Origin of the sequence: Neisseria sicca (assembly GCF_003044565.1) — a bacterium.
Lineage (GTDB): Bacteria > Pseudomonadota > Gammaproteobacteria > Burkholderiales > Neisseriaceae > Neisseria > Neisseria sicca_A.
This window is the reverse complement of record NZ_POXG01000001.1, coordinates 514,707-537,028: the sequence shown is the minus strand read 5'-3', so window position 1 is coordinate 537,028 and position 22,322 is coordinate 514,707. Positions and strand designations below refer to the sequence as shown.

At 50.8% G+C, this 22,322-nt stretch carries 27 protein-coding genes and 1 pseudogene; 14 read left to right on the top strand and 14 right to left on the bottom strand.

Annotated features, from left to right (window positions below; all coding sequences use genetic code 11):
• Nucleotides 1–86: 86 nt before the first annotated feature.
• Nucleotides 87–296 carry a heavy-metal-associated domain-containing protein gene (locus tag DBZ16_RS02885; RefSeq protein WP_003674677.1) on the bottom strand — a complete coding sequence of 70 codons (210 nt, stop codon included), beginning with the start codon at nucleotides 294–296 and terminating at the stop codon, nucleotides 87–89.
• A gap of 147 nt (nucleotides 297–443) precedes the next feature.
• Here DBZ16_RS02885 and cueR point away from each other — a divergent pair, with 147 nt between their 5' ends.
• The 6 genes and pseudogenes from cueR (at nucleotide 444) to rpoH (ending at nucleotide 5,288) form a co-directional block, all read left to right on the top strand.
• Entirely contained in the window at nucleotides 444–836 is a 393-nt protein-coding gene (cueR, locus tag DBZ16_RS02880) for a Cu(I)-responsive transcriptional regulator (RefSeq protein ID WP_009311410.1), read from the top strand.
• A gap of 10 nt (nucleotides 837–846) precedes the next feature.
• A pseudogene (locus DBZ16_RS02875) lies at nucleotides 847–1,221 on the top strand (transposase); the annotation flags it as partial.
• Nucleotides 1,222–1,300: 79 nt separating this feature from the next.
• Complete coding sequence (locus DBZ16_RS15350) at nucleotides 1,301–1,567, top strand: hypothetical protein (protein WP_167390257.1); 267 nt, start codon at nucleotides 1,301–1,303, stop codon at nucleotides 1,565–1,567.
• 94 nt (nucleotides 1,568–1,661) lie between these two features.
• Nucleotides 1,662–2,528 (top strand): DUF808 domain-containing protein, encoded by an 867-nt coding sequence (locus DBZ16_RS02870; protein WP_107812861.1) that lies wholly within the window; start codon nucleotides 1,662–1,664, stop codon nucleotides 2,526–2,528.
• Between the two features lie 81 nt (nucleotides 2,529–2,609).
• Nucleotides 2,610–4,151 carry an apolipoprotein N-acyltransferase gene (gene lnt, locus DBZ16_RS02865; protein ID WP_107812860.1) on the top strand — a complete coding sequence of 514 codons (1,542 nt, stop codon included), beginning with the start codon at nucleotides 2,610–2,612 and terminating at the stop codon, nucleotides 4,149–4,151.
• Nucleotides 4,152–4,424: 273 nt separating this feature from the next.
• On the top strand, nucleotides 4,425–5,288 hold the full coding sequence (gene rpoH / locus DBZ16_RS02860; RefSeq protein ID WP_003744881.1) for an RNA polymerase sigma factor RpoH: 864 nt from the start codon (nucleotides 4,425–4,427) through the stop codon (nucleotides 5,286–5,288).
• 84 nt (nucleotides 5,289–5,372) lie between these two features.
• Here rpoH and DBZ16_RS02855 read toward each other — a convergent pair whose 3' ends face one another.
• Both DBZ16_RS02855 and hemH read right to left on the bottom strand, forming a co-directional pair.
• Nucleotides 5,373–5,774: a c-type cytochrome gene (locus tag DBZ16_RS02855; protein WP_107812859.1), complete on the bottom strand. Its 402-nt coding sequence runs from the start codon at nucleotides 5,772–5,774 to the stop codon at nucleotides 5,373–5,375.
• Between the two features lie 129 nt (nucleotides 5,775–5,903).
• Nucleotides 5,904–6,914 carry a ferrochelatase gene (hemH, locus tag DBZ16_RS02850; RefSeq protein ID WP_107812858.1) on the bottom strand — a complete coding sequence of 337 codons (1,011 nt, stop codon included), beginning with the start codon at nucleotides 6,912–6,914 and terminating at the stop codon, nucleotides 5,904–5,906.
• Nucleotides 6,915–7,064: 150 nt separating this feature from the next.
• Between hemH and DBZ16_RS02845 the strand changes: the two genes are divergently transcribed.
• The 3 genes from DBZ16_RS02845 to DBZ16_RS02835 all read left to right on the top strand — a co-directional run bounded on the left by DBZ16_RS02845 (nucleotide 7,065) and on the right by DBZ16_RS02835 (nucleotide 8,148).
• Nucleotides 7,065–7,340 (top strand): type B 50S ribosomal protein L31, encoded by a 276-nt coding sequence (locus DBZ16_RS02845; protein WP_049229924.1) that lies wholly within the window; start codon nucleotides 7,065–7,067, stop codon nucleotides 7,338–7,340.
• The gene (gene ykgO, locus DBZ16_RS02840) at nucleotides 7,340–7,465 is read left to right on the top strand and encodes a type B 50S ribosomal protein L36 (protein WP_003685279.1); all 126 of its coding nucleotides are present in this window, start codon (nucleotides 7,340–7,342) and stop codon (nucleotides 7,463–7,465) included. Before DBZ16_RS02845 ends, ykgO begins: the two co-directional genes overlap by 1 nt.
• A 275-nt stretch (nucleotides 7,466–7,740) precedes the next feature.
• On the top strand, nucleotides 7,741–8,148 hold the full coding sequence (locus DBZ16_RS02835) for an MliC family protein (protein WP_107812857.1): 408 nt from the start codon (nucleotides 7,741–7,743) through the stop codon (nucleotides 8,146–8,148).
• Between the two features lie 144 nt (nucleotides 8,149–8,292).
• On the opposite strand, the gene DBZ16_RS02830 is transcribed toward DBZ16_RS02835, so the two are convergent.
• The 7 genes from DBZ16_RS02830 to DBZ16_RS02790 form a co-directional block, all read right to left on the bottom strand.
• Nucleotides 8,293–9,561 (bottom strand): DUF945 family protein, encoded by a 1,269-nt coding sequence (locus DBZ16_RS02830; RefSeq protein WP_107812856.1) that lies wholly within the window; start codon nucleotides 9,559–9,561, stop codon nucleotides 8,293–8,295.
• A 248-nt stretch (nucleotides 9,562–9,809) separates the two neighbouring features.
• Nucleotides 9,810–10,004 (bottom strand): YbdD/YjiX family protein, encoded by a 195-nt coding sequence (locus tag DBZ16_RS02825; RefSeq protein ID WP_060974462.1) that lies wholly within the window; start codon nucleotides 10,002–10,004, stop codon nucleotides 9,810–9,812.
• Nucleotides 9,994–12,075 (bottom strand): carbon starvation CstA family protein, encoded by a 2,082-nt coding sequence (locus DBZ16_RS02820; protein WP_060974461.1) that lies wholly within the window; start codon nucleotides 12,073–12,075, stop codon nucleotides 9,994–9,996. Before DBZ16_RS02820 ends, DBZ16_RS02825 begins: the two co-directional genes overlap by 11 nt.
• Nucleotides 12,076–12,612: 537 nt before the next feature.
• A complete protein-coding gene (locus tag DBZ16_RS02805) occupies nucleotides 12,613–12,963 on the bottom strand; it encodes a hypothetical protein (RefSeq protein ID WP_107812854.1) in 351 nt (116 codons plus the stop codon).
• A gap of 29 nt (nucleotides 12,964–12,992) precedes the next feature.
• Nucleotides 12,993–13,424 (bottom strand): transcription antitermination factor NusB, encoded by a 432-nt coding sequence (gene nusB, locus DBZ16_RS02800; protein ID WP_003744263.1) that lies wholly within the window; start codon nucleotides 13,422–13,424, stop codon nucleotides 12,993–12,995.
• Between the two features lie 145 nt (nucleotides 13,425–13,569).
• Nucleotides 13,570–14,049, bottom strand: coding sequence for a 6,7-dimethyl-8-ribityllumazine synthase (gene ribH / locus DBZ16_RS02795; protein ID WP_009311397.1), 480 nt, complete (start codon nucleotides 14,047–14,049; stop codon nucleotides 13,570–13,572).
• Between the two features lie 76 nt (nucleotides 14,050–14,125).
• Nucleotides 14,126–14,449 carry a DUF2185 domain-containing protein gene (locus DBZ16_RS02790; protein ID WP_009311396.1) on the bottom strand — a complete coding sequence of 108 codons (324 nt, stop codon included), beginning with the start codon at nucleotides 14,447–14,449 and terminating at the stop codon, nucleotides 14,126–14,128.
• Between the two features lie 271 nt (nucleotides 14,450–14,720).
• On the opposite strand from DBZ16_RS02790, the gene rnc reads away from it, so the two are divergent.
• Together rnc and era are read left to right on the top strand one after the other, a co-directional pair.
• On the top strand, nucleotides 14,721–15,440 hold the full coding sequence (gene rnc / locus DBZ16_RS02785) for a ribonuclease III (RefSeq protein WP_009311395.1): 720 nt from the start codon (nucleotides 14,721–14,723) through the stop codon (nucleotides 15,438–15,440).
• Between the two features lie 188 nt (nucleotides 15,441–15,628).
• The gene (gene era / locus DBZ16_RS02780) at nucleotides 15,629–16,555 is read left to right on the top strand and encodes a GTPase Era (protein WP_107812853.1); all 927 of its coding nucleotides are present in this window, start codon (nucleotides 15,629–15,631) and stop codon (nucleotides 16,553–16,555) included.
• A gap of 243 nt (nucleotides 16,556–16,798) precedes the next feature.
• Here era and DBZ16_RS02775 read toward each other — a convergent pair whose 3' ends face one another.
• Both DBZ16_RS02775 and DBZ16_RS02770 read right to left on the bottom strand, forming a co-directional pair.
• Nucleotides 16,799–18,154 (bottom strand): PFL family protein, encoded by a 1,356-nt coding sequence (locus DBZ16_RS02775; RefSeq protein ID WP_107812852.1) that lies wholly within the window; start codon nucleotides 18,152–18,154, stop codon nucleotides 16,799–16,801.
• A gap of 14 nt (nucleotides 18,155–18,168) precedes the next feature.
• Nucleotides 18,169–18,441, bottom strand: a complete 273-nt coding sequence (locus DBZ16_RS02770) for an ACT domain-containing protein (protein ID WP_003765481.1) — start codon at nucleotides 18,439–18,441, stop codon at nucleotides 18,169–18,171.
• Between the two features lie 292 nt (nucleotides 18,442–18,733).
• On the opposite strand from DBZ16_RS02770, the gene grxD reads away from it, so the two are divergent.
• Nucleotides 18,734–19,045: a Grx4 family monothiol glutaredoxin gene (gene grxD / locus DBZ16_RS02765; protein ID WP_003758621.1), complete on the top strand. Its 312-nt coding sequence runs from the start codon at nucleotides 18,734–18,736 to the stop codon at nucleotides 19,043–19,045.
• Between the two features lie 83 nt (nucleotides 19,046–19,128).
• Here grxD and recA read toward each other — a convergent pair whose 3' ends face one another.
• Together recA and DBZ16_RS02755 are read right to left on the bottom strand one after the other, a co-directional pair.
• Nucleotides 19,129–20,175 carry a recombinase RecA gene (gene recA / locus DBZ16_RS02760; RefSeq protein WP_003758619.1) on the bottom strand — a complete coding sequence of 349 codons (1,047 nt, stop codon included), beginning with the start codon at nucleotides 20,173–20,175 and terminating at the stop codon, nucleotides 19,129–19,131.
• 261 nt (nucleotides 20,176–20,436) lie between these two features.
• Nucleotides 20,437–20,787: a RidA family protein gene (locus DBZ16_RS02755; RefSeq protein WP_016687444.1), complete on the bottom strand. Its 351-nt coding sequence runs from the start codon at nucleotides 20,785–20,787 to the stop codon at nucleotides 20,437–20,439.
• 229 nt (nucleotides 20,788–21,016) lie between these two features.
• Between DBZ16_RS02755 and ybaK the strand changes: the two genes are divergently transcribed.
• Both ybaK and DBZ16_RS02740 read left to right on the top strand, forming a co-directional pair.
• A complete protein-coding gene (gene ybaK / locus DBZ16_RS02745; RefSeq protein WP_107812851.1) occupies nucleotides 21,017–21,499 on the top strand; it encodes a Cys-tRNA(Pro) deacylase in 483 nt (160 codons plus the stop codon).
• A gap of 175 nt (nucleotides 21,500–21,674) precedes the next feature.
• Entirely contained in the window at nucleotides 21,675–22,295 is a 621-nt protein-coding gene (locus tag DBZ16_RS02740; protein ID WP_107812850.1) for a DnaJ domain-containing protein, read from the top strand.
• Nucleotides 22,296–22,322 lie beyond the last annotated feature (27 nt).

Below are 22,322 nucleotides of genomic sequence, written 5' to 3'. Positions count from 1 at the left end.
TGAATGTGGTTGGGCTACCTGAAAAAAGCGGAGCAGGGTTTTCAGGTAGCCTTTGGGGTGTTGCAGTCGATTTGTTGCGATTCGATTTACAAAGCCGCATCAAAGCCGCCGTCTTCCACCGCTTCTATCAGCGCGGCGGGGTTGGTTTGGGCGGGGTCGAATTCCACAACGGCGTTCTTGTTTTCCAGGCTCACTTCGGCCTTGTCCACGCCGTTTACGCCTTCGAGGATGCTGGTAACGCTTTTCACGCAGCCGCCGCAGGTCATGCCTTCGATGTTTAATGTGATGGTTTGCATAGGGTTTCCTTTCTGTTGGAATGAGGCTGAGGTTTTAAAGTCCGTTGCAGCCAAAGCTTTCAGGTAGCCTGAAATGATGGGTCTGCTCTTGCTTTCCCGCTAAGTGCCACCACTATAAAGCTTCACCCGAAGTAAAGGTCAAGCATCATGATGAACATCAGCCAGGCCGCGGCCGAGAGCAGCCTTTCCGCCAAACAAATCCGCGACTACGAAAAGCACGGCCTAATCGCCCCGGCCGCGCGCAGCGAAGCGGGCTACCGCCGCTACGGACAGGCCGACCTTGCCCGGCTGCGCTTTATCCGCCATGCGCGGGAAGTGGGCTTTTCGCTGCCGCAGATCGGGCAGCTTTTGAGCCTGCAACACAACCCGCAGCGCACCAGCCGCGAAGTGAAAACGCTCACCGCGCGGCACATCGCCGAGCTGGAAGCCAAAATCGAACGCTTGCAGGGCATGGTGGCCGAGCTGCAACGTTGGCACGATGCCTGCGCGGGAGACGACTGCCCGGATTGTGCGATTTTGGCCGGGCTGGAGGAGCGTTAGGCGGCTTGGGGCCAATACACATGAGTGCAACCACCTGTTGCCTTTGTTGGAAGGCATTGCCGAAGGTACGACCGTCTATGCCGATAAAGGCTATGACAGTAAGGAAAACCGGCAACATCTAAAAGAGCATCAGTTGCTGGACGGCATTATGCGCAAAGCCCACCGTAACCGTCCGCTGACGGAGGCCCAAACCAAACGTAACCGCTATTTGTCGAAAACCCGTTATGTGGTCGAACAAAGCTTTGGTACGCTGCACCGTAAATTCCGCTACGCCTGGGCAGCCTATTTTGGTCTGCTCAAAGTGAGTGCGCAAAGCCATCTGAAGGCAATGTGTTTAAACCTGTTGAAGGTGGCTAACAGGCTAAGTGTGCCTGCTGCCGCCTAAAAGGCGGCCCGGATGCCTGATTATGGGGTATCCGGGGAGAATTAAGGGGGTATTTGGGTAAAATTAGGAGTGATTTGGGGTGAAAACAGCCGAAAACCTGTGTTTGGGTTTCGGCTGTCGGGGGAAGGGCTTTTTTGCAAAGGTCTCTGCTCATAAAAAAACTGCACCTTGTGAGTTGGAGGGGATGTGTCCAACTTTTGGGGTGCAGTTCAAAAGGGGAGGGCGGTTTTCAGACGACCTTTTTGAGTGGGGCGGAGGGCTTGTTGTCAGATTTAAAATCTCGCAGATACGCATATTTTATGCCGATGCGGCAGGTTTTCAATTAAGCCGCGCCAAATTCCGTTAATTTCCATTAAAGGTCGTCTGAAAGCCTTCGGTGTCATACTTTCTCGGTTATAATAGCCGGCTTCTTCAATCTGACCCTTTTTCGGAAATATATCATGGCATTTGCCTCGCTTTTCACCCTTTTGGACGATATTACCGCTGTCTTGGACGACGTTGCCCTGATGACTAAAATGGCCGCCAAGAAAACGGCGGGCGTGGTCGGCGATGATTTGGCGCTCAATGCAAATCAGGTTACGGGCGTGTCGGCGGAACGCGAGTTGCCGATTATTTGGGCGGTGGCGAAAGGTTCTTTGGTGAACAAGCTGATTTTGGTGCCGTTGGCTCTCTTGCTGTCCGCCTTTTTGCCGAAGCTGATTACGCCTTTATTGATGATAGGCGGGATTTATTTGTGTTTCGAGGGCGTGGAAAAGCTGCTGCATAAGTTTTTACACCGCCACGAAGCGTATGAAGACGAGGAGGCTGCCGCCGAAACGCTGGACGAAAAAACCAAAATTAAAGGCGCGATTCGTACGGATTTCATCCTGTCTGCCGAAATCATTATTATTGCTTTGGGCGTGGTCGAAAAATATGACCTGATGACCCGTTCGCTGGTGATGACGGCAATCGGCGTCGGTATGACGGTTTTTGTGTACGGTTTGGTCGGTGTTATCGTCAAACTCGACGACTTCGGTATGCTGCTGATGCGTCAAAAAAGTACGGGCATCCAAACGGTCGGACGTGGCTTGATTGCCTTTATGCCTTGGTTCATGCGCGGTTTGAGCGTGGTGGGCACGCTTGCCATGTTCCTTGTCGGCGGCGGTCTGATTGCGCACAATTTGGGCTTTTTGCATGATTTTTTACATGCTCAACATTGGGACAGCGGCTTGATGGAGCATATCGCCAACCTTGCCGTCGGGCTGATTGCCGGCGCCATCGCCTGCGCCGTGGCGTTGCCTTTGATGAAGCTGTTTCAAAAACACTAAACAATCGATACGTCGTCTGAAAATGGTTCAACTTTGTTGAGGCTGTATTTTCAGACGACCTCTTATTTTCTTTTCTCTGCAATGAACATTTTCCGCAAACTCGAACAATATTGGCAGCATCCCGTGCTGTACTGGTCGCTGGTGATCCTGATTGCCGCCGCCACGCCGTTGACTTTCGCGCCTTATTACCATTTTTGGCTGATGCCTTTGCTGTTTGGCGCGCTGATCCGACTGATTGAACTGCGTCCGCGCTTTGCTGTTTCCACCGCCTATCTGTTTGGGCTGATTGCTTATACGACGCAGTTTTATTGGATACATACCGCGCTGCACGATGTTTCCGGCCTGCCTAATTTATACGCGATTCCGCTGACTTTCCTGCTGCCGGCGTTTCTCGCGCTGTATCCTGCCGCCTGTTTTTGGTTGTGGAAGAAGTTTCATCTGCCGCGTTGGGTTAAGGTCGGCATCGTTTTGCCGATTTTGTGGACGCTGGCGGAATTTGCCCGCGAACGCCTGTTGACCGGCTTCGGCTGGGGTGCGCTCGGCTATTCGCAAATCGTCAAAGAAAGCCCGCTTGCCGGCTTTGCACCTTTGGGCGGTATTCATCTGGTTACGCTTGCGACGGCATTTGTCAGCGCGTGGCTGGTGTTGCTGATTGACAATACGGGTCGTCTGAAACAACGCCTGCTGCCAATGTGCATGATTGTCATGTTGTGTACCGTCGGCTATATCGCCCAGCAAGCCGACTTTACCAAACCCGACGGCAGCACCAGTACCGTCGCGCTGGTGCAGGGCAATATCGAGCAGAGTCTGAAATGGGACGAAGAACAAGTCGTCCCCACCATTCAGAAATACTACGGTCAAATCAGCAAAACATCTGCCGACATCGTTATCCTGCCTGAAACCGCATTGCCTGTGATGCGTCAGGATTTGCCGGAAAACATCCTGACCCAGTTTGCCGAACAGGCGCGCACGAACGGCAGCGCATTGGCTGTCGGTATTGGTCAATATACTGCGGACGGCAGCGGATACGAAAACGCCGTAATCAATTTGAGCGACTACGATGATATTTCAGACGACCTCCCGTATTACGCCAAGAATCATCTGGTTCCCTTTGGCGAATACAAACCGCTGCCTTTTCTGACCGAGCCGCTGTATAAGCTGATGAATATGCCGCTTGCCGACTTCCGTCGCGGCGGAGCGGGGCAGGCTCCCTTAACCATGAAAGGTCAAAAAGTCGCCTTTAATATCTGCTATGAAGACGGCTTCGGCGACGAACTCATCGCCACCGCCAAAAACGCTACGCTGCTTGCCAACGTCAGCAATATGGCGTGGTATGGCGATTCCAACGCGATGTACCAACAGCTCCAGCAATCCCAAGCCCGCGCGATGGAGCTTGGACGCTATATGGTTCGCGCCACCAATACTGGTGCAACCGCCATTATTTCCCCTAAAGGCAGCATCATCGCCGAGAGCGAACCCAATACCGATGCCGTCTTGGAAGGGCACATTAAAGGCTATGTCGGCGAAACTCCTTATATGAAGGCAGGCGGTTCGCTGTGGCTGATCGGGGTGTTGTCAATCATTGCTATCGCACTGTTTTTAATCAGGAAAAAATCAGATTGAGTTTGAAAAATCGGTCTTTTTATAAGGCCGTTTTTCTTGAAATTTATTATTTACATACAAGAATGTTTGTAATATACTGAACTTATTCCCAGTAAACCAGTCAAATTTTCAAAATCAATCGAATTTTATAAAAGATAAAAATTCACCTATCAAACAGTCTTTTACAGAAAAAGGCATTTGACAGCATACGATAGGGCAACAGGCAGTGATATACTGCACGGCAAACAACAAGTAAACAACAGTCTCTGCATCATATAAAGGAAAGCACCTCTTATGAACAACGCCTTTGCATTACCCGTCATTCACAGCGGCAACGGCAGCCTTGAGCAATACATTCACACTGTTAACAGCATTCCCATGTTGACGCCCGAAGAAGAAAGCCAACTCGCGGAGCGTCAGCAAAAAGGCGACCTTAACGCCGCCAAACAACTCATCCTTTCCCATTTGCGCGTCGTCGTCTCCATCGCACGAGGCTACGACGGCTATGGCCTGAACCAAGCCGACCTTATCCAAGAAGGCAACATCGGACTGATGAAAGCGGTCAAACGTTACGAGCCCAGCCGTGGCGCACGCCTGTTTTCATTCGCCGTACATTGGATTAAGGCCGAAATCCACGAGTTTATCCTGCGCAACTGGCGACTGGTGCGCGTAGCGACCACCAAGCCGCAACGCAAACTGTTCTTCAACCTGCGCAGCATGCGTAAAAACCTGAATGCCTTGTCTCCGAAAGAAGCGCAAGATATCGCCGACGATTTGGGCGTCAAATTGTCTGAAGTCATGGAAATGGAACAACGCATGACCGGACACGACATCGCTATCATGGCAGACAACAACGATGACGAAGACAGCTTCGCCCCCATCGACTGGCTTGCCGACCACGATGCCGAACCCAGCCGCCAACTGTCCAAACAAGCCCACTACGCCCTGCAAACCGAAGGTCTGCAAAACGCATTGGCGCAACTGGACGACCGTAGCCGCCGCATCGTAGAAAGCCGCTGGCTGCAAGACGATGGCGGATTGACTCTGCACGAATTGGCAGCCGAATACGGTGTATCCGCCGAGCGCATTCGCCAAATCGAAGCCAAAGCAATGCAAAAACTGCGCGGTTTCCTCGCGGAAGAAGCTGAAGCGGTTTAAAAAACAAAACAGTTCAGTAGAAGGAAAAAGGTCGTCTGAAACTCGAGATATCGGTTTCAGACGACCTTTTTGTATGAAGAAGTCTTATTTTTTCGCTTTAGCCTGTTTGACGTCTTTTTCGGTAATGGTACCGCCGCCGTTGTTGAACGCATTCATGATATAGGTGGCAACAGCGGCAAGATCGGCATCGTTAATGGCAGTTGCAGGCATAAAGCCGTTGTAAGATTTTCCGTTGACTTTGATGGGGCCGTTGATGCCTTTGGTCATGCTTTTCAGCAATGCCTGCGGTTTTTTCATAATATAGTCTGATTGGTAGAGGGGAGGAAACATGGTTCCTCGACCTTCACCTTTTTTACCGTGGCAGGCGGCGCAATTGCTTTCATAAATCTTTTGACCTTGTGCCATTTGAGCAGCATCGGCAGCAAAGGAGCTGTGGACGGATAGGGCAAAAATTGCAGTTGCCAATATTTTTTTTGTTGTAGTCATGATGTGTCCTTTTTATCGGTGTAGTCTGTTTATCGATAATACAATAAAGGTCGTCTGAAAACAGATTTTTCAGACGACCTTAGACTTAAATCAAATGTAACGCGTTCATTGGAAACATGATGTATCCGGTCATTGCCAACCTTGCAGATTGTTTTTGACCAGTTCAGTCAAAGCCTGAATCCATGCGGGGTGGTCGTTCAAGCAGGGGATGTAGCGGTATTCTTTGCCTCCGGCTGCGTGAAATTGCTCGCGCCCCATAATGGCGATCTCTTCCATGGTTTCCAGACAATCTGCCATAAAGCCCGGACAGAATACGTCCAATTTGCTGACGCCTTGTTTGGGCAGTTGGTCAAACAGGGCTTGTGTGCTGGGCGTTACCCATTTTGCTTTGCCAAATTGGCTTTGGAAGGAAACGATGTATTCTTGTTCGTTTAAGTTGAGCGCTTGGGCAAGAAGTTTTGCGGTGTGGCGGCATTCGTCGGGATACGGGTCGCCGTCATCGTAATTTTTTTGCGGAATGCCGTGAAAGCTCAACATGAGTTTCTCGCCGCGCCCGTGTTCTTTCCAATAGGCTTCAATCTGTTGCTTCATAGCATCGATGTAGCCTGCGTCGTCGTAGAAACGGGAGACGGTACGCAGGCTCATTTGGTTGCGCTGCTTCAGCAGTTGTTGGAACACTTTGTCTAAGGCGGCGCCGGTGCTGGAGGCGGCGTATTGCGGATATAAAGGGACAATCAGCAATCTGCCCACGCCTTGAGCTTTCATTTCGGCAAGGACGGTTTCTACACTCGGGTTGCCATAGGTCATGGCATAGCGGACGATGGTGTCGGGCATGGCTTGCGCGAGGGCGTCCGTTTGGCGTTGGGTGTAGACGGCAAGCGGAGAGCCTTGTTCAAACCAGATTTTGGCGTAAGCGTGCGCGCTTTTCTTTGGGCGCAGTGTCAGTACCAAGCCATGCAAAATCGGCTGCCAAATGAGTTTGGGCAGTTCGACGACGCGTTGGTCCGATAAAAATTCTCGAAGATACGGTTTGACGGCGGCTGCAGTCGGAGCATTGGGCGTGCCGAGATTGAGGAGGAGGACGCCTACACGGTTTTGCTGGGTATAGGACAGAGAGGGCTCGATGTGGAAAAGCGGCATAATGTGCCTTTTGATTGGGGTGGAAGCCTGTATTGTAACAATGTGAAGGCCGTCTGAATATGGTTTGCTTTCTCAGACGACCTTTTTTCGGGGTTGTATTTTAAGGATTATGATGTATAATGTTATACCATAACATCTATCGGAGGAATGATGAAAGCGAATATCCACCCTGAAAATTACCGTACTGTGCTTTTTTACGACAGTGGTGCCAATGAAGGCTGGCTGATCCGTTCTTGTGCGGATACACACGGCAAAACGATGGTTTGGACCGACGGCAAAGAATATCCTTTATTCTCATTGGATACCTCTTCTGCCTCGCATCCCGTCTATACGGGCAAACAGCGCAATGTGAATACTGAAGGTCGAGCCAGCAAGTTCAACCAAAGGTTCCAATCTATGATGTCTTCTTTTAGAAAGGATAAATGATGCAGGTTTTGTCTTCATTGAAAACGGCGAAGAAGCGCCATCGTGACTGTCAAATCGTTCGACGCAAGGGTAAAGTTTACGTCATCTGTAAAAGCAATCCCCGTTTCAAAGCCCGTCAGCGGTAATGTTTTCATATTTTGTAATGCTCTCAATGGATTGCCGCTCGCGATGATTTTCGTGGGCGGTCTTTTTTGTTTTCAGACGACCTGCGGGCAGAGAGGGCGGCGTGAAACCATGGCTGAAAGAAATTTGAATGTTTGCGAAAAGAATACGGAGTTTTGGAAAAAGCTACATTTGAGGCTTGCAGGTAAATTAGAGTAAGCTTCCTTGCTAGACTATAAAGATGTTTATAACATGGAATTACTGTTTATTCAGTTCCACATTTTTCAGGAGTATTAATATGAAACTTAAAGCTGTATTGGCCGTAGCGGCTATTTTGTCCTTGGGTGCTTGTGCTGCACCTGATCATGAACGCAATGATGCTCCTCGTCACGAGCACCATCACGACCATGGTATGAACCACGAAGGTCATAACCATTCTCATGACGGTCGTTCGTCTCAGTCTTTCGAGTGCCAAAACGGTTTGGCGGTGACTGTACGCAATCTGGACACCAACCGCATCGAGTTGAGCTTGGATGACAAACGCGCTGTCTTGTCTTCTGCTGTTTCCGGCTCCGGCGAACGTTATGTGGCTAACCGCGGCCTGTTCGGCAAAGGTGCGGAATGGCACCAAAAAGGCGGCGAAGCCTTCTTCAGCTTCGTTGATCCTTATGGCAACAAAGTAGACACTTCTTGTAATCGTCGTTAATGATTGCGTGAATTGTCGGGAGCCCGCTGATGTGAAATGCCTGTCTCTTTAAGACAACAAAAGGTCGTCTGAAAATTTCAGACGACCTTTTGTTTTGGAGAAACGTGAAACCTGTCGGTATTTTCCAACAGGTTCGCACGCAGATTATTGGCTGCGTTTGATAAGCAGCTTGTCTTGGGTGACTTCGGCATTAAGCGCGGTTGCTATTTCCTTTACTACTTTTTCCAAATCGCTTTCTTTAATATTCGGATCGTATTGAGAAGCCAGTTTGAGCGCTTCGCCGATGAAGGTTTTATCGATTTCCGCATTGACGTTGTATTTCAGCTTGCTGATGATATCTTGTTTAAGCTGCTCGTCGTTTTGATATTCGATAGGCGGAAGGGCGGCGTCTACATCAGCTTTGGCGGCGCTGTTGTTCAAGTAGATTTGATTGCCTTTTGAATCGAATCTGATGCCGGTTTTTAAAAAGGCTTTTGCGATTTCCATCAGCTCTTTTTGTGTTTCGGGACTGTTCACATCGACGCATTCTTTACTTTGTCGGTTGGAGAAGTTATTGAAGCGGTCGATACCTTCGCCGTTGATATCGTAGAGATTGAAGTTGTAATTGATGCGGTCGAATTTGATGTTGTTGATGCGGAAGTTTTCGACGGCACTGTGTCCTAACATGGTGTATTTGTTGTCTTTTGCAGTCTGTTTGCCTTCAACTTTCATTTTGTCGATGGCGAAATCAAAAACTTGGTTGTCCATTTTGAATGAAACAGAGTCTAGACTGAAGAGACCGGTACCATTGCGTATTGCAGTGGTACTGCCTTTTTCCATATCAGCCTGATATTTGATATTTTTTATATTAAATTGGTAACCTGGGTCTTCAGGTTTGTCAGGGTGGAAGGCAGTCAGACCGGGCCATTCAAAATTGAAATTATCGAGATGGTACTGATGGTCGGATTTGTGGCCTTTGACAGTCAAAGTCGCTGCTTCCCATTTGATTTCATCAGAATCAATGGTGCGTGAGCCAGAAGGTACGGTCAGTTTGCTGTCTAATTCGCCGCCCCAAGAAAGCGCGGTATTACCGTCTAACTGGAATATTTCTTTATTGTCTTCTCCAACCAAATAGACTTTGCTTTGGATGGTGTAGCCGTTCAAACCACGGGTGATGATGTCTTCGCCGCGAATTGAGAATTTTGTGTCCTGATGGCACAAGTCAGGAGTGATGTCGCCTCTCCATGAAACTTTGCCCGAAGTGAGTCCCATATCGAATTTATCCAACGTAATTTTCATGCGCTTGTCGGCATCGGGATTGTTTTGGAAGTAGTATTCCTGTTTCAATTTGTTGTCGGCATAAACGCCTCCGCCAACGGTTGCTCCTCCCAATGCGGCGATGCCGACCAGTGTTGCGATGATGCTTTTTTTCATGTTTTATCCTTGAGCAGGTGGTAAAAATGTAATGGATGGATTGAAATAGGGTTGATTCAAATCAGCTTGGCGGCAGATAGAAGCAGTTTTTTGTTGAACTCAAGCCGCGACGCTGCCTGGTTGCGCTTTGGCGGAAATTGAATTAACTGATGATATTTGCCTATGTTGATTTTAAAAATGCCAATATTGTAATATAAAAAGGTCGTCTGAAAACTTTCAGACGACCTTTTTTTCAACCGTTCAAGCGATTAGCAACATCTTCCGCCGTTTGCACCGCAGCGGCGTTTGCGACAATAGTCTTGAAATTGCAGCTCGGTCATGACGGGGGCGTTGGGATTATGTTTGCGTTGTTGTGCAACGTAGTTTTCATAATCGGGCACCCCTGCCATGAGGTTGGCGGTAAGTTTGGCGGTTTTCCACCAAGCAGCGAGTTTATGCTTCACTTTGTGCCTCCGGTTGTTTGCCGTCGCGGTACACCGCCGGAATTTCTTTGGCGGTTGACCAGCCGACTTTGCGTGCTTTCATAGCGGTACGCACACCGTAGATGGCAACGACGACGACGACGGAGAGGAACAATGCGGTCAGGCCGGCATTGATCTGGTCGTTGAAGATGATTTGCGACATCTCGCCGATGTCTTTAGCGGGCGCGAGGACTTCGTTTTTAGCCAATGCTTCGCTGTATTTGCCGGCATGGGCAAGGAAGCTGACGCGCGGGTCGCTGTGGAACAGTTTTTGCAGGCCGGCGTAGCAGGTTACAAACAGTACGCCGACGGCGGGAACGAGTGCCACCCAGACATAACGGTCGCGTTTCATCTTAATCAACACAACGGCACACATAATCAAGGCTACGCCTGCCAGCATTTGGTTGGCGATGCCGAACAAAGGCCAGAGCGAGTTGATGCCGCCCAACGGGTCGGTCACGCCGGTGTAGAGGAAGTAGCCCCACAATGCCACGGCGAAGAAGGTTGCAATCAGGTTGGCAGGGATGGAGTCGGTGTTGCCGAAAGGTTTGTAGAAGATACTGCCCAAGTCTTGAATCATGAAACGTGCGACGCGCGTACCGGCATCGACGGCGGTCAGGATGAACAAGGCTTCAAACAACAGGGCAAAGTGATACCAGAATGCCATCATGGCTTCGCCCGGAATCAGGCGGCTCATGATGTGTGCCATACCGACTGCGAGGGTAGGCGCACCGCCCGCACGGGACAGGATGGTGTTTTCGCCCACTTCCTTAGCGGTGTGCAACAGGGTTGCGGCATCGACAGGGAATTGCAGCTTGGTGGTAATCACTTCAGCGGCGGTATTGGCATCCGTACCGATCAGGGCGGCAGGGCTGTTCATGGCGAAGTACACACCGGGATCAAGCGATGCGGCAGCAGCAAGCGCCATAATGGCCACGAAACTTTCCATCAACATACCGCCGTAACCGATCATGCGGACGTGGGTTTCGTTTTCCAGCATTTTCGGCGTAGTACCGGAAGAAATCAGCGCGTGGAAGCCTGAAACCGCGCCACAGGCGATGGTAATGAAGAGGAACGGGAACAATGCGCCTGAGAATACAGGGCCGGAACCGTCGATAAAGTGGGTTACGGCAGGCATTTGCAGAGCAGGGCTGACGATGAGGATGCCGATGGCGAGTGCGACAATCGTACCGATTTTCAGGAAGGTAGAGAGATAGTCGCGCGGAGTCAGCAGCAGCCATACCGGCAATACTGATGCCACGAAGCCGTAAATCATAATCGCCCAAGTGAGCTGGATGCCGTCAAGGTCAAACCAGTGACCGATGGAGCTGTGCGCCACATTGTCGCCGTAAATGACCGCCAGCATCAGCAGGATAAAGCCGACGATGGAAATCTCGCCGATTTTGCCCGGACGGATATAGCGGGTGTAAATACCCATAAACAGAGCAATCGGCATGGTGGCGGCAATCGTAAACGTACCCCAAGGGCTGTGAACCAGTGCTTTCACCACAATCAGCGCCAACACCGCCATGATGATAACCATAATCATCAAAATACCGATGGACGCAATCACGCCGGGGACGGTGCCGAGTTCTTGTTTTACGATATCGCCCAAAGACTTACCGTCGCGGCGCATGGAGACGAACAAGACCATCATGTCTTGTACCGCGCCGGCAAACACTACGCCGAAGATAATCCACAGCGTACCCGGCAGATAACCCATTTGCGCAGCCAGTACGGGACCGACCAAGGGGCCTGCGCCCGCAATCGCGGCAAAGTGGTGTCCGAACAATACGCCTTTGTGTGTCGGCACATAGTCCAAACCGTCATTGTGCCGTTCGGCGGGCGTGAGGCGGTTCGGATCAAGCTGCATCACATATTTGGCGATGTAGAGACTGTAAAAACGGTAAGCGATGCAGTACACCGATACGGCGGCGGTGACCATCCATACCGCACTGACCTGCTCGCCCCGACTGAGGGCCAGAGTGGTAAAGGACGCTACGCCGACCAAAACCACAATGCCCCAAATGAGGAACGTTTTGAGCGATTTCATTGTTTAATCCTTAAAATACAAGAGGGAGAATGTTCGGGTTCTTATTGTTGCGGAGGGACAAACTGCATCCCGAAGCATTTGTGGAGGAAAAAATGAAGCGATGATGGTGCGGAACCCTGGCTTGCAATAATTAATAAACGGGGAAACTAAAACGCCAAAATGTTAACTATTATCAAGCTTAGCGTAAGGTTAACACAATCCGATAACGTGCGGGCTAGATTTAACTCAAACAATCGTCATTCATTACGATATTACCGCCGATTTTTTGACAAATTCTTTACACAATATCCGAACAAAGAGAAAAGGTCGTCTGAAAACCTAATTTTGGGTTTTCAGACGACCTTTTGTAGGGAAAGCGAAAGCTTCAGGAGTTATAGTGGATTAACTTTAAACCAGTACGGCGTTGCCTCGCCTTAGCTCAAAGAGAACGATTCTCTAAGGTGCTGAAGCACCAAGTGAATCGGTTCCGTACTATCTGTACTTCTGCGGCTTCGCCGCCTTGTCCTGATTTAAAGTTAATCCACTATATTTGCCGGCTTACTGTCGGTTGCGTTGTTTTTCGTTGGCATGTTGCTTAAGGGTGGCGCACATGCCGGCAGTGTTGCTGCCTTTCATCAGCATGGCAGGTTCTCCGTTGATGGCGTAGCCTTCGCTGCCGTTGTCGGTAATGACTGTTTTGTTGTCATCCAGTTGCAGACTGTCCGGCGTTTTCTGCCAGCTGCCGTTTTTGACTTCGTTGTTTAAAGCCATGCAATATTTGCCATTGTTCAGTATGCCGATCATCTGCGAATCCATGGTCATGTAAACGCCGGGAGGCGGGGTTTTCGCAAAGACCTGTGTCGACAGCATCAGCGCGGCGGTGGTCAGAAGTCGGAGTGCGATTTTCATTAAAAACCTTTTATGCTCAATCAATTAAATTATACGTTTCCGCGTTTCGGGTCGTTCGGGCGCAGTTGGGCGGCGAGTTTGTCGAGGATGCCGTTGACGAATTTGTGTCCGTCGGTGCCGCCGAAGGTTTTGGTCACTTCGATGGCTTCGTTGATGATGACGGGGTAGGGGGTCTCGGGCATCGCGCTTAATTCGTGGCATGCCATCAACAGGACGGCGCGTTCGATGGGGCTGAGGTCTTTTTCGTCGCGGTCGAGCAGGGGGCGGATTTGTTGGATGTATTCGGCTGCATGGGTGTGTGTGCCGAAGAAGAGTTTGTTGAACAGCTCTTCGTCCGCTTTGGCGAAGTCGGGCTGGTCTTGGATGTTTTTAGCGATTTCGGGGGCGGCGGTGTTGTTGATGCCGGCTTGGTAGAGGGCTTGTACGGCTAACTCGCGGGCGCGGCGGCGTGGGGTTTTCATGGGGATTCCTTCGTTGGCGGCACGGTGGGTGCGGTAATGAATGTTTCAGACGACCTCTTTCGGATGACGGGTCGTCTGAAAACGGTTTGTCCGGCGGATGGAGCGAAACCGAGATGCTGTAAAGCGGCGGGTTTCGCGTTCGGATTTATTCTTCTTCGTCGTCAAACTGCTCTTCAATCAGATGGTTGACGAGGTTGGCGCACTCGACGGCGACTTTGGCAGCGTCGGCGGCTTTTTCTTCAATACGCGCGACGGCTTGCTCGTCGTTTTCGGTGGTCAGGATGGCGTTGGCGATGGGGATGTTGTAGTCGAGTCCGACACGGGTTACGCCTGAACCGGATTCGTTGGAAACGAGTTCGAAATGGTAGGTTTCGCCGCGGATGACGACGCCGATGGCAATCAGTGCGTCGTATTGCTCGGAGGCTGCCATGTTTTGCAGGATGAGCGGTACTTCGAGCGCGCCGGGTACGGTGGCGATGGTGATGTTGTTGTCGGCTACACCCAATTCTTGCAGGGTGCGGCAGCAGACTTTGAGCATTTCGCTGCCGATTTCGTTGGTAAAGCGGGCTTGTACGATGCCGATGCGTAGGTGTGCGCCGTCGAGGTTCGGGGCGATGATGTTCATGGTGTTTCCTTGTATTTTGAGCGGTAAACGGGTTTTCAGACGACGTTTGGCTTTTCTGAAAACGATATTGGTGGATTTATTCTTGTGGCTGCCAGTCGGCAACGGCTTGAAACTCGCCGTCTTTGCCTATTTCCCATGCACTGCCTTCGGGTTGGGTTATGAGCGCGGCGATGGCGGGATTGGACTGGGTAATTTCGGAAAGGCTGACGACACTGAAATTGTCAGGATCGTCGGTGTATTCGTCGGTCTCGTCGCCGCTAAAGAAACGCCAGCCGCTGTCGTTTTCGAAAACGGGGGCTTCGCGGTAGAGGAAGCCGACAGGTTCGCCTTGTTTGGCTACCGTGTTGGTCACGATGCAGCGGTCGAGTGCGGCTGAGAGGGCTTGGGCAAATTTGTTCATTGTGGTGTGTGCATGCCGTAAAAATTGTGCGGATTTTATCATGATTAGGGCAGCCTCTGCACCGTGTATCTTTATATTTGCCGCTTATGGTTTGATGGTACAATGCTGGTCGTCTGAAACGGGCTGAACTGTGTTTCAGACGACTATTGCAGCCTTAAAGTGTTTCCGTATTTGCATGAAGTGCCGAAACGCATTCGGGTTGGTTTGGGAGGTCGGATTTTTGCCGCCTCCCGCCCGATACGCCGAAGCAAGAAGAAAGACAAACGTCCTCATGAAAACAGATGTGTTAAAACAGCAGGCGCATACCGCCATTCAGAATAAACTGGGTTACCATTTCAAAGATACCGCGCTTTTGCAGCAGGCGCTGACCCACCGCAGCTACCATGCGAAAAACAACGAACGTTTCGAGTTCGTCGGCGATTCGATTTTGAACTACACCGTCGCCAAAATGTTGTTTGACGCGTTCCCCAAGCTGACCGAAGGCGAGTTGTCGCGTTTGCGCGCGAGCTTGGTCAATGAAGGCGTATTGGCGGAAATCGCTTTGGAAATGAATGTTGGCGACGGGCTTTATTTGGGCGCGGGCGAATTGAAAAGCGGCGGATTCAGACGACCCTCCATCCTTGCCGATGCTATGGAAGCGATGTTTGCCGCCGTCAGCTTTGATGCGGATTTCGCCGAGGCGGAGAAAGTGGTGCGGCACTTGTTTGCCGAACGCGTCAAACGCGCCGATTTCAAAACGCAGGGTAAAGACAACAAAACCGCCCTGCAAGAAGCCCTCCAAGCGCGCCGCCTTGCCCTGCCCAAATACCGCATCGAAGAACAAATCGGTCATGCCAATGACAGTATGTTCCTGATTTCATGCGACTTGGGCGAACTGGGCTTCATCTGCAAAGCACAAGGCAGCAGTCGTAAAGTTGCCGAGCAGCAAGCCGCCAAAGAAGCGCTGCAATGGCTCGAACAACACCATCCTTTGAAAAAAGCGAAAAAATAGCCGATTTATTTTTCAGACGACCTAGGGTCTGACGACATTCAATAGTTTCCGTGTTTTTTTATCCCCAAAGCGGCATCTTCCGTCTTGAATCTTCCGCTTTGTGAACAAAAATCCACTTGGAAATTAAATGTCGACAGCCCCTATGACAAGACGAAAAGGTCGTCTGAAACGTCAAACAGAAAGCCATCATGGACATCGAAACCTTCCTGCAAAACGAATCCAACCATCCCGCCGACTACCGTTGCGGCTTCGTCGCCATCGTCGGCAGACCCAACGTCGGCAAATCCACGCTGATGAACCACCTCATCGGGCAAAAAATCAGCATCACCAGTAAAAAAGCCCAAACCACGCGCAACCGCGTTACCGGCATTTACACCGACGACACCGCCCAATTCGTTTTCGTTGATACCCCTGGTTTCCAAACCAAACACCGCAACGCCCTAAACGACCGCCTCAATCAAAACGTAACCGAAGCATTGAGCAGCGTGGATGCCGTCGTTTTCGTCGTCGAAGCCATGCGCTTTACCGATGCCGACCGTATCGTGATGAAACAGTTACCGGCAAACACGCCCGTCATCCTCGTTATCAACAAAATCGACAAAAACAAAGCGGGCAATGGCGGTTTGCAGGAATTTATCGACCAAATCAGCGCAGAATTCAAATTTGCAGGACATGAAACCGTCAGCGCCAAACACAGATTAGGCATCGCCAACCTGCTCGCGCGCCTCAGACCTTACCTGCCCGAAAGCGTGCCGATGTATCCGGAAGAAATGGTGACCGACCGTTCCAGCCGTTTCCTCGCCACCGAAATCGTGCGCGAAAAACTGTTCCGCTACCTCGGCGAAGAGCTGCCCTACGCCATGAACGTGGAAATCGAACAATTCGAAGAAGAGGAAAACGGCCTTTACCGAATCTACATCGCCGTATTGGTCGATAAAGACAGCCAAAAAGCCATCCTGATCGGAAAAGGCGGGGAAAAACTGAAAAAAATCTCCACCGAAGCCCGCCTCGATATGGAAAAACTGTTTGATACCAAAGTGTTTTTGAAGGTTTGGGTCAAGGTCAAATCAGGCTGGGCGGACGATGTACGCTTCCTCAGGGAATTGGGTTTGTAGGTCGTCTGAAAATATAGTGGATTAACTTTAAACCAGTACGGCGTTGCCTCGCCTTAGCTCAAAGAGAACGATTCTCTAAGGTGCTGAAGCACCAAGTGAATCGGTTCCGTACTATCTGTACTGTCTGCGGCTTCGTCGCCTTGTCCTGATTTTTGTTAATCCACTATACAGTCTCAAATAAACAAAGGTCGTCTGAAAACAAGCATTGCAAGTTTTCAGACGACCTTTTTCATGGTCAAACAATCAGTTCTTCATCGACTGCACCGGCGCGGGAATCCTGCCGCCGCGGTTGACGAACACTTCGCACGAACCTTCTTTAACCGGCATCACGGGCGCGTAGCCCAACAGGCCGCCAAACTCGACGCTGTCGCCGATGGTTTTGCCCGTTACCGGAATGATGCGCACGGCGGTGGTTTTGCTGTTGATCATGCCGATGGCGGCTTCGTCGGCGATGATGCCGGAAATCGTGTGCGCGGGCGTGTCGCCGGGAACGGCAATCATGTCCAGCCCGACCGAGCAGACGGCGGTCATTGCTTCGAGTTTGTCCAGCGTCAGCACGCCTGCTTCGGCGGCGGCAATCATGCCTTCATCTTCGGAAACGGGGATAAACGCGCCGCTCAAACCGCCGACCGCGCTGGAAGCCATCATGCCGCCTTTTTTCACGGCATCGTTCAGCAATGCCAAGGCAGCCGTCGTGCCGTGCGTACCGCAGACACTCAAGCCCATTTCTTCAAGGATGCGTGCCACCGAGTCGCCGACGGCGGGTGTCGGCGCCAGCGACAAATCAAGAATACCGAACGGGATGCCCAGTATTTTCGAGGCTTCGCGGCCGATGAGTTCACCCACGCGGGTGATTTTGAAGGCGGTTTTCTTCACGACTTCGGCGACTTCGGTCAGGCTGACCGCGTCCGAATTTTCCAGCGCGGCTTTGACCACGCCCGGCCCTGATACGCCGACATTGATAACGGTGTCCGCTTCGCCTGCACCGTGAAACGCGCCCGCCATAAACGGATTGTCTTCCACCGCGTTGCAGAACACGACGATTTTGGCGCAGCCGAAACCTTCGGGCGTGATTTCCGCCGTGCGTTTGATGGTTTCGCCCGCCAGTTTGACCGCATCCATATTGATGCCGGCGCGCGTGCTGCCGATATTGATGGAGCTGCACACGATGTCGGTGGTCTTCATCGCTTCGGGAATGGAGCGGATTAACACCTCGTCTGAAGGCGACATGCCTTTTTGTACCAGCGCGGAAAAGCCGCCGATAAAAGACACGCCGATGGCTTTGGCTGCCTTGTCCAAAGTCTGCGCCACACTGACGTAAGACTCGGCTTTGGTCGCTGCCGCGATTTGGGCAATCGGCGTGACGGAAATACGCTGATTTACAATCGGCACGCCGTATTTGGCGGAAAGGTGTTTCGCCGTAGCGACCAAATCTTTGCCGACAGTGGTGATTTTGTTGTAAATGTTTTGGTTCAACACGTCGATGTCGGTGCTGATACAGTCGTGCAAATCAATGCCTATGGTAATGGTGCGGACGTCGAAATGCTGGTCGGCAACCATTTTGACGGTTTCTAAAATTTCGCCGGATTGGATACTCATCACATTCCTCCGACTCAAATGCGGTGCATGGCTTGGAAGATTTCTTCATTTTGCATACGGATATCTAGCGCGAGTTTTTTACTCTCTTCCGCAAACAAATCCAGCATTTCCTGCCGCGATTTCGGGCATTTCGAGGTATCCACCAAGATAATCATGGTGAAGAAATCGTCCATCAGCTGCTGGCTGATATTGAGGATGTTGATTTGGTTTTCCGCCAAAATTCTGGAAACGTCGTACACGATGCCGACGCGGTCTTTGCCGATGACAGTGATGACTGAATTGTTCATAAGTCAGGGTCCTTGCAGGGGTCGTCTGAAAAATCTGGTTCGGGAAATTATAGCACCGCTTTAAAATAAGATGGCTTGGATTGTTGACAATTTTCAGGTTTTGTCGGTTGGGGCGGCTGCGTATTGAATAGGATGGGCTGAGGATGATCGGCAGGTTTGCGATTGGGGGATTTTGGGTAAACCGATATTAATTTGTTCAAATATCCATGCAAACAGGCGTACCCAAACACGTCAATTTGCGTATAATGGCGCAAATTCCGATTAACCGATTCATGTAAATAAGGATTAAACCATGACATCTATCCACGACCAAATCAAAGAAGTTGTTACCACCCACCGCGTTGTTTTGTTTATGAAGGGTACGAAGCAGTTTCCGCAATGCGGCTTCTCTTCACGCGCCGTACAAATCCTCAGCGCCGCAGGCTGCACTGATTACGTTACCGTGAATGTTTTGGAAAACGATGCCGTCCGCCAAGGTATCAAAGAATACAGCGATTGGCCGACCATCCCGCAACTCTACGTAAACGGAGAGTTTGTCGGCGGTTCCGATATTTTGATGGAAATGTACGAAGCAGGTGAGCTGCAAGAATTGCTGAAAGCTTGATTTGCCCGATACGGAATCATGAAGAGGTCGTCTGAAATATTTCAGACGACCTCTTTTCATTTTAACCAAGACTCAAGAGGGGTTTATTCCTCGGGACGTTCGCCGTCGGTGTCGTCCAGTTTGCCTTCGGTGATATCGATGTTGATGCCCACGGCGGCGCGGATTTTGGCGTCGATTTCGTTGGCGATTTCGGGGTTTTCTTTCAGCCAGACGCGGACGTTGTCTTTGCCTTGTCCGATTTTAGCGCCGTTGTAGCTGTACCATGCGCCTGATTTTTCAACGATGTCGTATTTGACGCCGAGGTCGATCAGTTCGCCTTCCCAGCTTACGCCTTCGCCGTACAGGATATCGAATTCGGCTTGGCGGAACGGGGGCGCTACTTTGTTTTTGATGACTTTGACTTTGGTTTCGTTGCCGATGACGTCGTCGCCTTTTTTGATTTGTCCGGTGCGGCGGATGTCGAGGCGGACGGAGGCGTAGAATTTGAGGGCGTTACCGCCGGTGGTGGTTTCGGGGCTGCCGAACATCACGCCGATTTTCATACGGATTTGGTTGATGAAGACGACCAGTGTGTTGGTGCGTTTGATGTGGCCGGTCAGTTTGCGCAGGGCTTGGCTCATCAGGCGGGCTTGCAGGCCGACATGGCTGTCGCCCATTTCGCCTTCGATTTCGGCTTTGGGTACGAGGGCGGCTACGGAGTCAACAACGACCATGTCCACGCCGCCGGAACGTACCAGCGTGTCGCAGATTTCCAGAGCCTGCTCGCCGGTGTCGGGTTGGGAGAGGTAGAGTTCTTCTACTTTAACGCCGAGTTTGCGGGCGTAAACGGGGTCGAAGGCGTGTTCGGCGTCGATAAAGGCGCAGATGCCGCCGTTTTTCTGGCATTGGGCGATGGCTTCGAGGCAGAGCGTGGTTTTACCGGAGGATTCGGGGCCGAAGATTTCGACGACGCGGCCGCGCGGCAGACCGCCGACGCCGAGCGCCAAGTCCACACCGAGCGAACCGGTGGAGATGACGTCAAGGTTTTCTTCTTGCTGGCTGCCGTCCATTTTCATGATGGAACCTTTGCCGAAGTTTTTTTCAATTTGGGCAAGGGCGGCGGCTAGGGCTTTGCTTTTTTCGTCTGACATAGTGTTGTTCTCGGTTGATGTTAAGGAAGTTAGCTAAGAATTTGTTTAGCTATTATCTCATAAATTAAGAAAAAGTATAGTTTATTTCGCTTTTATTTTGGAATATAGGCGGGTTTGCTGGATATTTTTCAGATAACTATCTGTTTCTAATAAAATTAAATATTTCTAGTTTTTGATAGTATCAGTGTTGCGGATTCTTTGGTTACAGAGGTCGTCTGAAAAATCGACTGCGATTTTCAGACGACCCCTTGCCCAATCCAATCACTTGCACACGGCGGATACTTTGATTTCGACCGCCCATTCCGGTTTGGCGAGTTTGGCTTCGATACAGGCGCGGGCTGGGGCGCGGCCGGGGGCTGTCCAGGCATCCCAGGCTTCGTTCATGGCGGCGTAGTCGTTCATATCGGTCAGGAAGATGGTGGCTTCGAGGATGTGTGCCTTGTCGGAACCGCATTCTTCGAGCCAATGGTCGATTTGCGCCAAGACGTTTTCGGTTTGGGCTTTGGCATCGGCTTCGGGATTTTCGGGAACCATGCCGGAGAGGAAGACGAATCCTCCCGCGCAGACGGCTTCGGAGTAACGTTCGGTCGTACCGAGGTATCGGATATTCATTTGATATTCCTTGAAGTTGGGGCGCATGGGGCATTTTGTCCTGTCATCGGATTTCGGTTTTCCGATTGGGTCGGAACAAGATGACGGGTATTGGGCAGGGGCTTATGGTAACATTCAGCTTGATTGTCTGCCACAGCAGGCGGGCTGTTTTTGAAAAAATGCGGAAACTATTTTTACGCGTCATTGTCATATTGAGTTTAGGTCGTCTGAATATTATTGGAACTGCATCATGAGCAAAAATACCGATTATCCGGTTACTTCTGCCGTCCGTTTCTTGCGTACACATCAAATTGATTTTGAGCCTTATATTTATGTTTATGAAGAACACGGCGGGACGGGGCAGTTTGCACAGTTGTTCGGCGTGGACGAGCATCGGGTGGTCAAAACCATCGTGCTGCAAAACGAAGCGAAGAAAGGGTTGGTCGTAGTGATGCACGGCGATAGGCAGATTTCGACCCGCAATCTGGCGCGCGATTTGGGCATGAAACACATCGAGCCTGCCGAACCGAAACAGGCAAACAAATGGACGGGCTATCTGGTGGGCGGGACGACGCCTTTCGGTATGAAAACCCAGTTGCCTGTTTATGTTGAAAAAAGTATTTGGGATTTGGACAAGATTTATATCAACGGCGGCAAGCGCGGATTTATCATCGGTATCAGCCCGCAGGCTTTGCGGGCTTTGAATCCGCAAGATGTACAGGTCGCCGTTTAAAGGGATGCAAAACGGTTTTTAAGTCGGGAAACGCAGATTCGGGCAAATTTGAAGGTTTTATAAAAAGAACACAATGCCTGATTTTATATCTGTTTTTATTCTGTCAAACAGCCTGTTATCGTGATTTCACGGTATCGGGCTTTGGCAAACACAAACCAAAGAGGCACACCCTAATATGGAAAACCGTAATTTTTATGAAATTCTCGGCATTTCGGCGGATGCGGACATTGCAGAAATCAGAAAAGCCTATCGCGATTCGGCAATGAAATACCATCCCGATCGTAATCCCGGCAATCCTGATGCGGAAGAGCGTTTCAAGGAAATCCGTCAGGCTTATGATACGCTGGTCGATCCTGAACGTCGGGCATGGTACGACGAGTCGCTCCGTGAATTCAGCGGCAGAAACGGGCAGACCGCCAACCAACAGGCCAACAGCCAACAGGCAGGTAATACGGCGGAAGTGTTGCGCCGAGACGGCGACCGTACTTACGTTATGGCGATGTATGCCTTGTTGGCTTTGGGATTGCTTACCTTCGTCATGCCGGTTGCCGGCATCATCTTGGCGTATGTGAAACGTGGCGATATGAGCGACTCGGTTTATAATAACCATGCAGATTATCTGATTAAAACCTTCTGGGGCGGTCTCGCGGGGTTTATATTGAGTAAACTCACTGCGTTGATCGGACTCGGCGCCGTGGTACTGTTTTTGGTATCGGTTTGGTTTGTTTACCGTCTGGCAGCCGGATTCATCAAGTTGACGGACAACAAGCGCATGTCTTTGGATACTTGGTTCTAAGCGCGACAGCCCGCCTTGTTTTCAGAC

What these genes read in the sequence shown, in the direction of transcription:
- DBZ16_RS02805 (WP_107812854.1), bottom strand. Translation starts at nt 12,963, where the DNA reads ATGAAAATCGCACTCCGACTTCTGACCACCGCCGCGCTGATGCTGTCG.
- DBZ16_RS02835 (WP_107812857.1), top strand. Translation starts at nt 7,741, where the DNA reads ATGAAACTTAAAGCTGTATTGGCCGTAGCGGCTATTTTGTCCTTGGGT.
- nusB (WP_003744263.1), bottom strand. Translation starts at nt 13,424, where the DNA reads ATGAAAACCCCACGCCGCCGCGCCCGCGAGTTAGCCGTACAAGCCCTC.
- DBZ16_RS02775 (WP_107812852.1), bottom strand. Translation starts at nt 18,154, where the DNA reads ATGAGTATCCAATCCGGCGAAATTTTAGAAACCGTCAAAATGGTTGCC.
- recA (WP_003758619.1), bottom strand. Translation starts at nt 20,175, where the DNA reads ATGTCAGACGAAAAAAGCAAAGCCCTAGCCGCCGCCCTTGCCCAAATT.
- DBZ16_RS02755 (WP_016687444.1), bottom strand. Translation starts at nt 20,787, where the DNA reads ATGAATATCCGATACCTCGGTACGACCGAACGTTACTCCGAAGCCGTC.
- DBZ16_RS02790 (WP_009311396.1), bottom strand. Translation starts at nt 14,449, where the DNA reads ATGAACAAATTTGCCCAAGCCCTCTCAGCCGCACTCGACCGCTGCATC.
- DBZ16_RS02845 (WP_049229924.1), top strand. Translation starts at nt 7,065, where the DNA reads ATGAAAGCGAATATCCACCCTGAAAATTACCGTACTGTGCTTTTTTAC.
- cueR (WP_009311410.1), top strand. Translation starts at nt 444, where the DNA reads ATGATGAACATCAGCCAGGCCGCGGCCGAGAGCAGCCTTTCCGCCAAA.
- rpoH (WP_003744881.1), top strand. Translation starts at nt 4,425, where the DNA reads ATGAACAACGCCTTTGCATTACCCGTCATTCACAGCGGCAACGGCAGC.
- grxD (WP_003758621.1), top strand. Translation starts at nt 18,734, where the DNA reads ATGACATCTATCCACGACCAAATCAAAGAAGTTGTTACCACCCACCGC.
- DBZ16_RS02870 (WP_107812861.1), top strand. Translation starts at nt 1,662, where the DNA reads ATGGCATTTGCCTCGCTTTTCACCCTTTTGGACGATATTACCGCTGTC.
- era (WP_107812853.1), top strand. Translation starts at nt 15,629, where the DNA reads ATGGACATCGAAACCTTCCTGCAAAACGAATCCAACCATCCCGCCGAC.
- DBZ16_RS02820 (WP_060974461.1), bottom strand. Translation starts at nt 12,075, where the DNA reads ATGAAATCGCTCAAAACGTTCCTCATTTGGGGCATTGTGGTTTTGGTC.
- DBZ16_RS02740 (WP_107812850.1), top strand. Translation starts at nt 21,675, where the DNA reads ATGGAAAACCGTAATTTTTATGAAATTCTCGGCATTTCGGCGGATGCG.
- ribH (WP_009311397.1), bottom strand. Translation starts at nt 14,049, where the DNA reads ATGAACATCATCGCCCCGAACCTCGACGGCGCACACCTACGCATCGGC.
- DBZ16_RS02770 (WP_003765481.1), bottom strand. Translation starts at nt 18,441, where the DNA reads ATGAACAATTCAGTCATCACTGTCATCGGCAAAGACCGCGTCGGCATC.
- DBZ16_RS02855 (WP_107812859.1), bottom strand. Translation starts at nt 5,774, where the DNA reads ATGACTACAACAAAAAAAATATTGGCAACTGCAATTTTTGCCCTATCC.
- lnt (WP_107812860.1), top strand. Translation starts at nt 2,610, where the DNA reads ATGAACATTTTCCGCAAACTCGAACAATATTGGCAGCATCCCGTGCTG.
- DBZ16_RS02885 (WP_003674677.1), bottom strand. Translation starts at nt 296, where the DNA reads ATGCAAACCATCACATTAAACATCGAAGGCATGACCTGCGGCGGCTGC.
- rnc (WP_009311395.1), top strand. Translation starts at nt 14,721, where the DNA reads ATGAAAACAGATGTGTTAAAACAGCAGGCGCATACCGCCATTCAGAAT.
- DBZ16_RS02830 (WP_107812856.1), bottom strand. Translation starts at nt 9,561, where the DNA reads ATGAAAAAAAGCATCATCGCAACACTGGTCGGCATCGCCGCATTGGGA.
- hemH (WP_107812858.1), bottom strand. Translation starts at nt 6,914, where the DNA reads ATGCCGCTTTTCCACATCGAGCCCTCTCTGTCCTATACCCAGCAAAAC.
- ybaK (WP_107812851.1), top strand. Translation starts at nt 21,017, where the DNA reads ATGAGCAAAAATACCGATTATCCGGTTACTTCTGCCGTCCGTTTCTTG.
- ykgO (WP_003685279.1), top strand. Translation starts at nt 7,340, where the DNA reads ATGCAGGTTTTGTCTTCATTGAAAACGGCGAAGAAGCGCCATCGTGAC.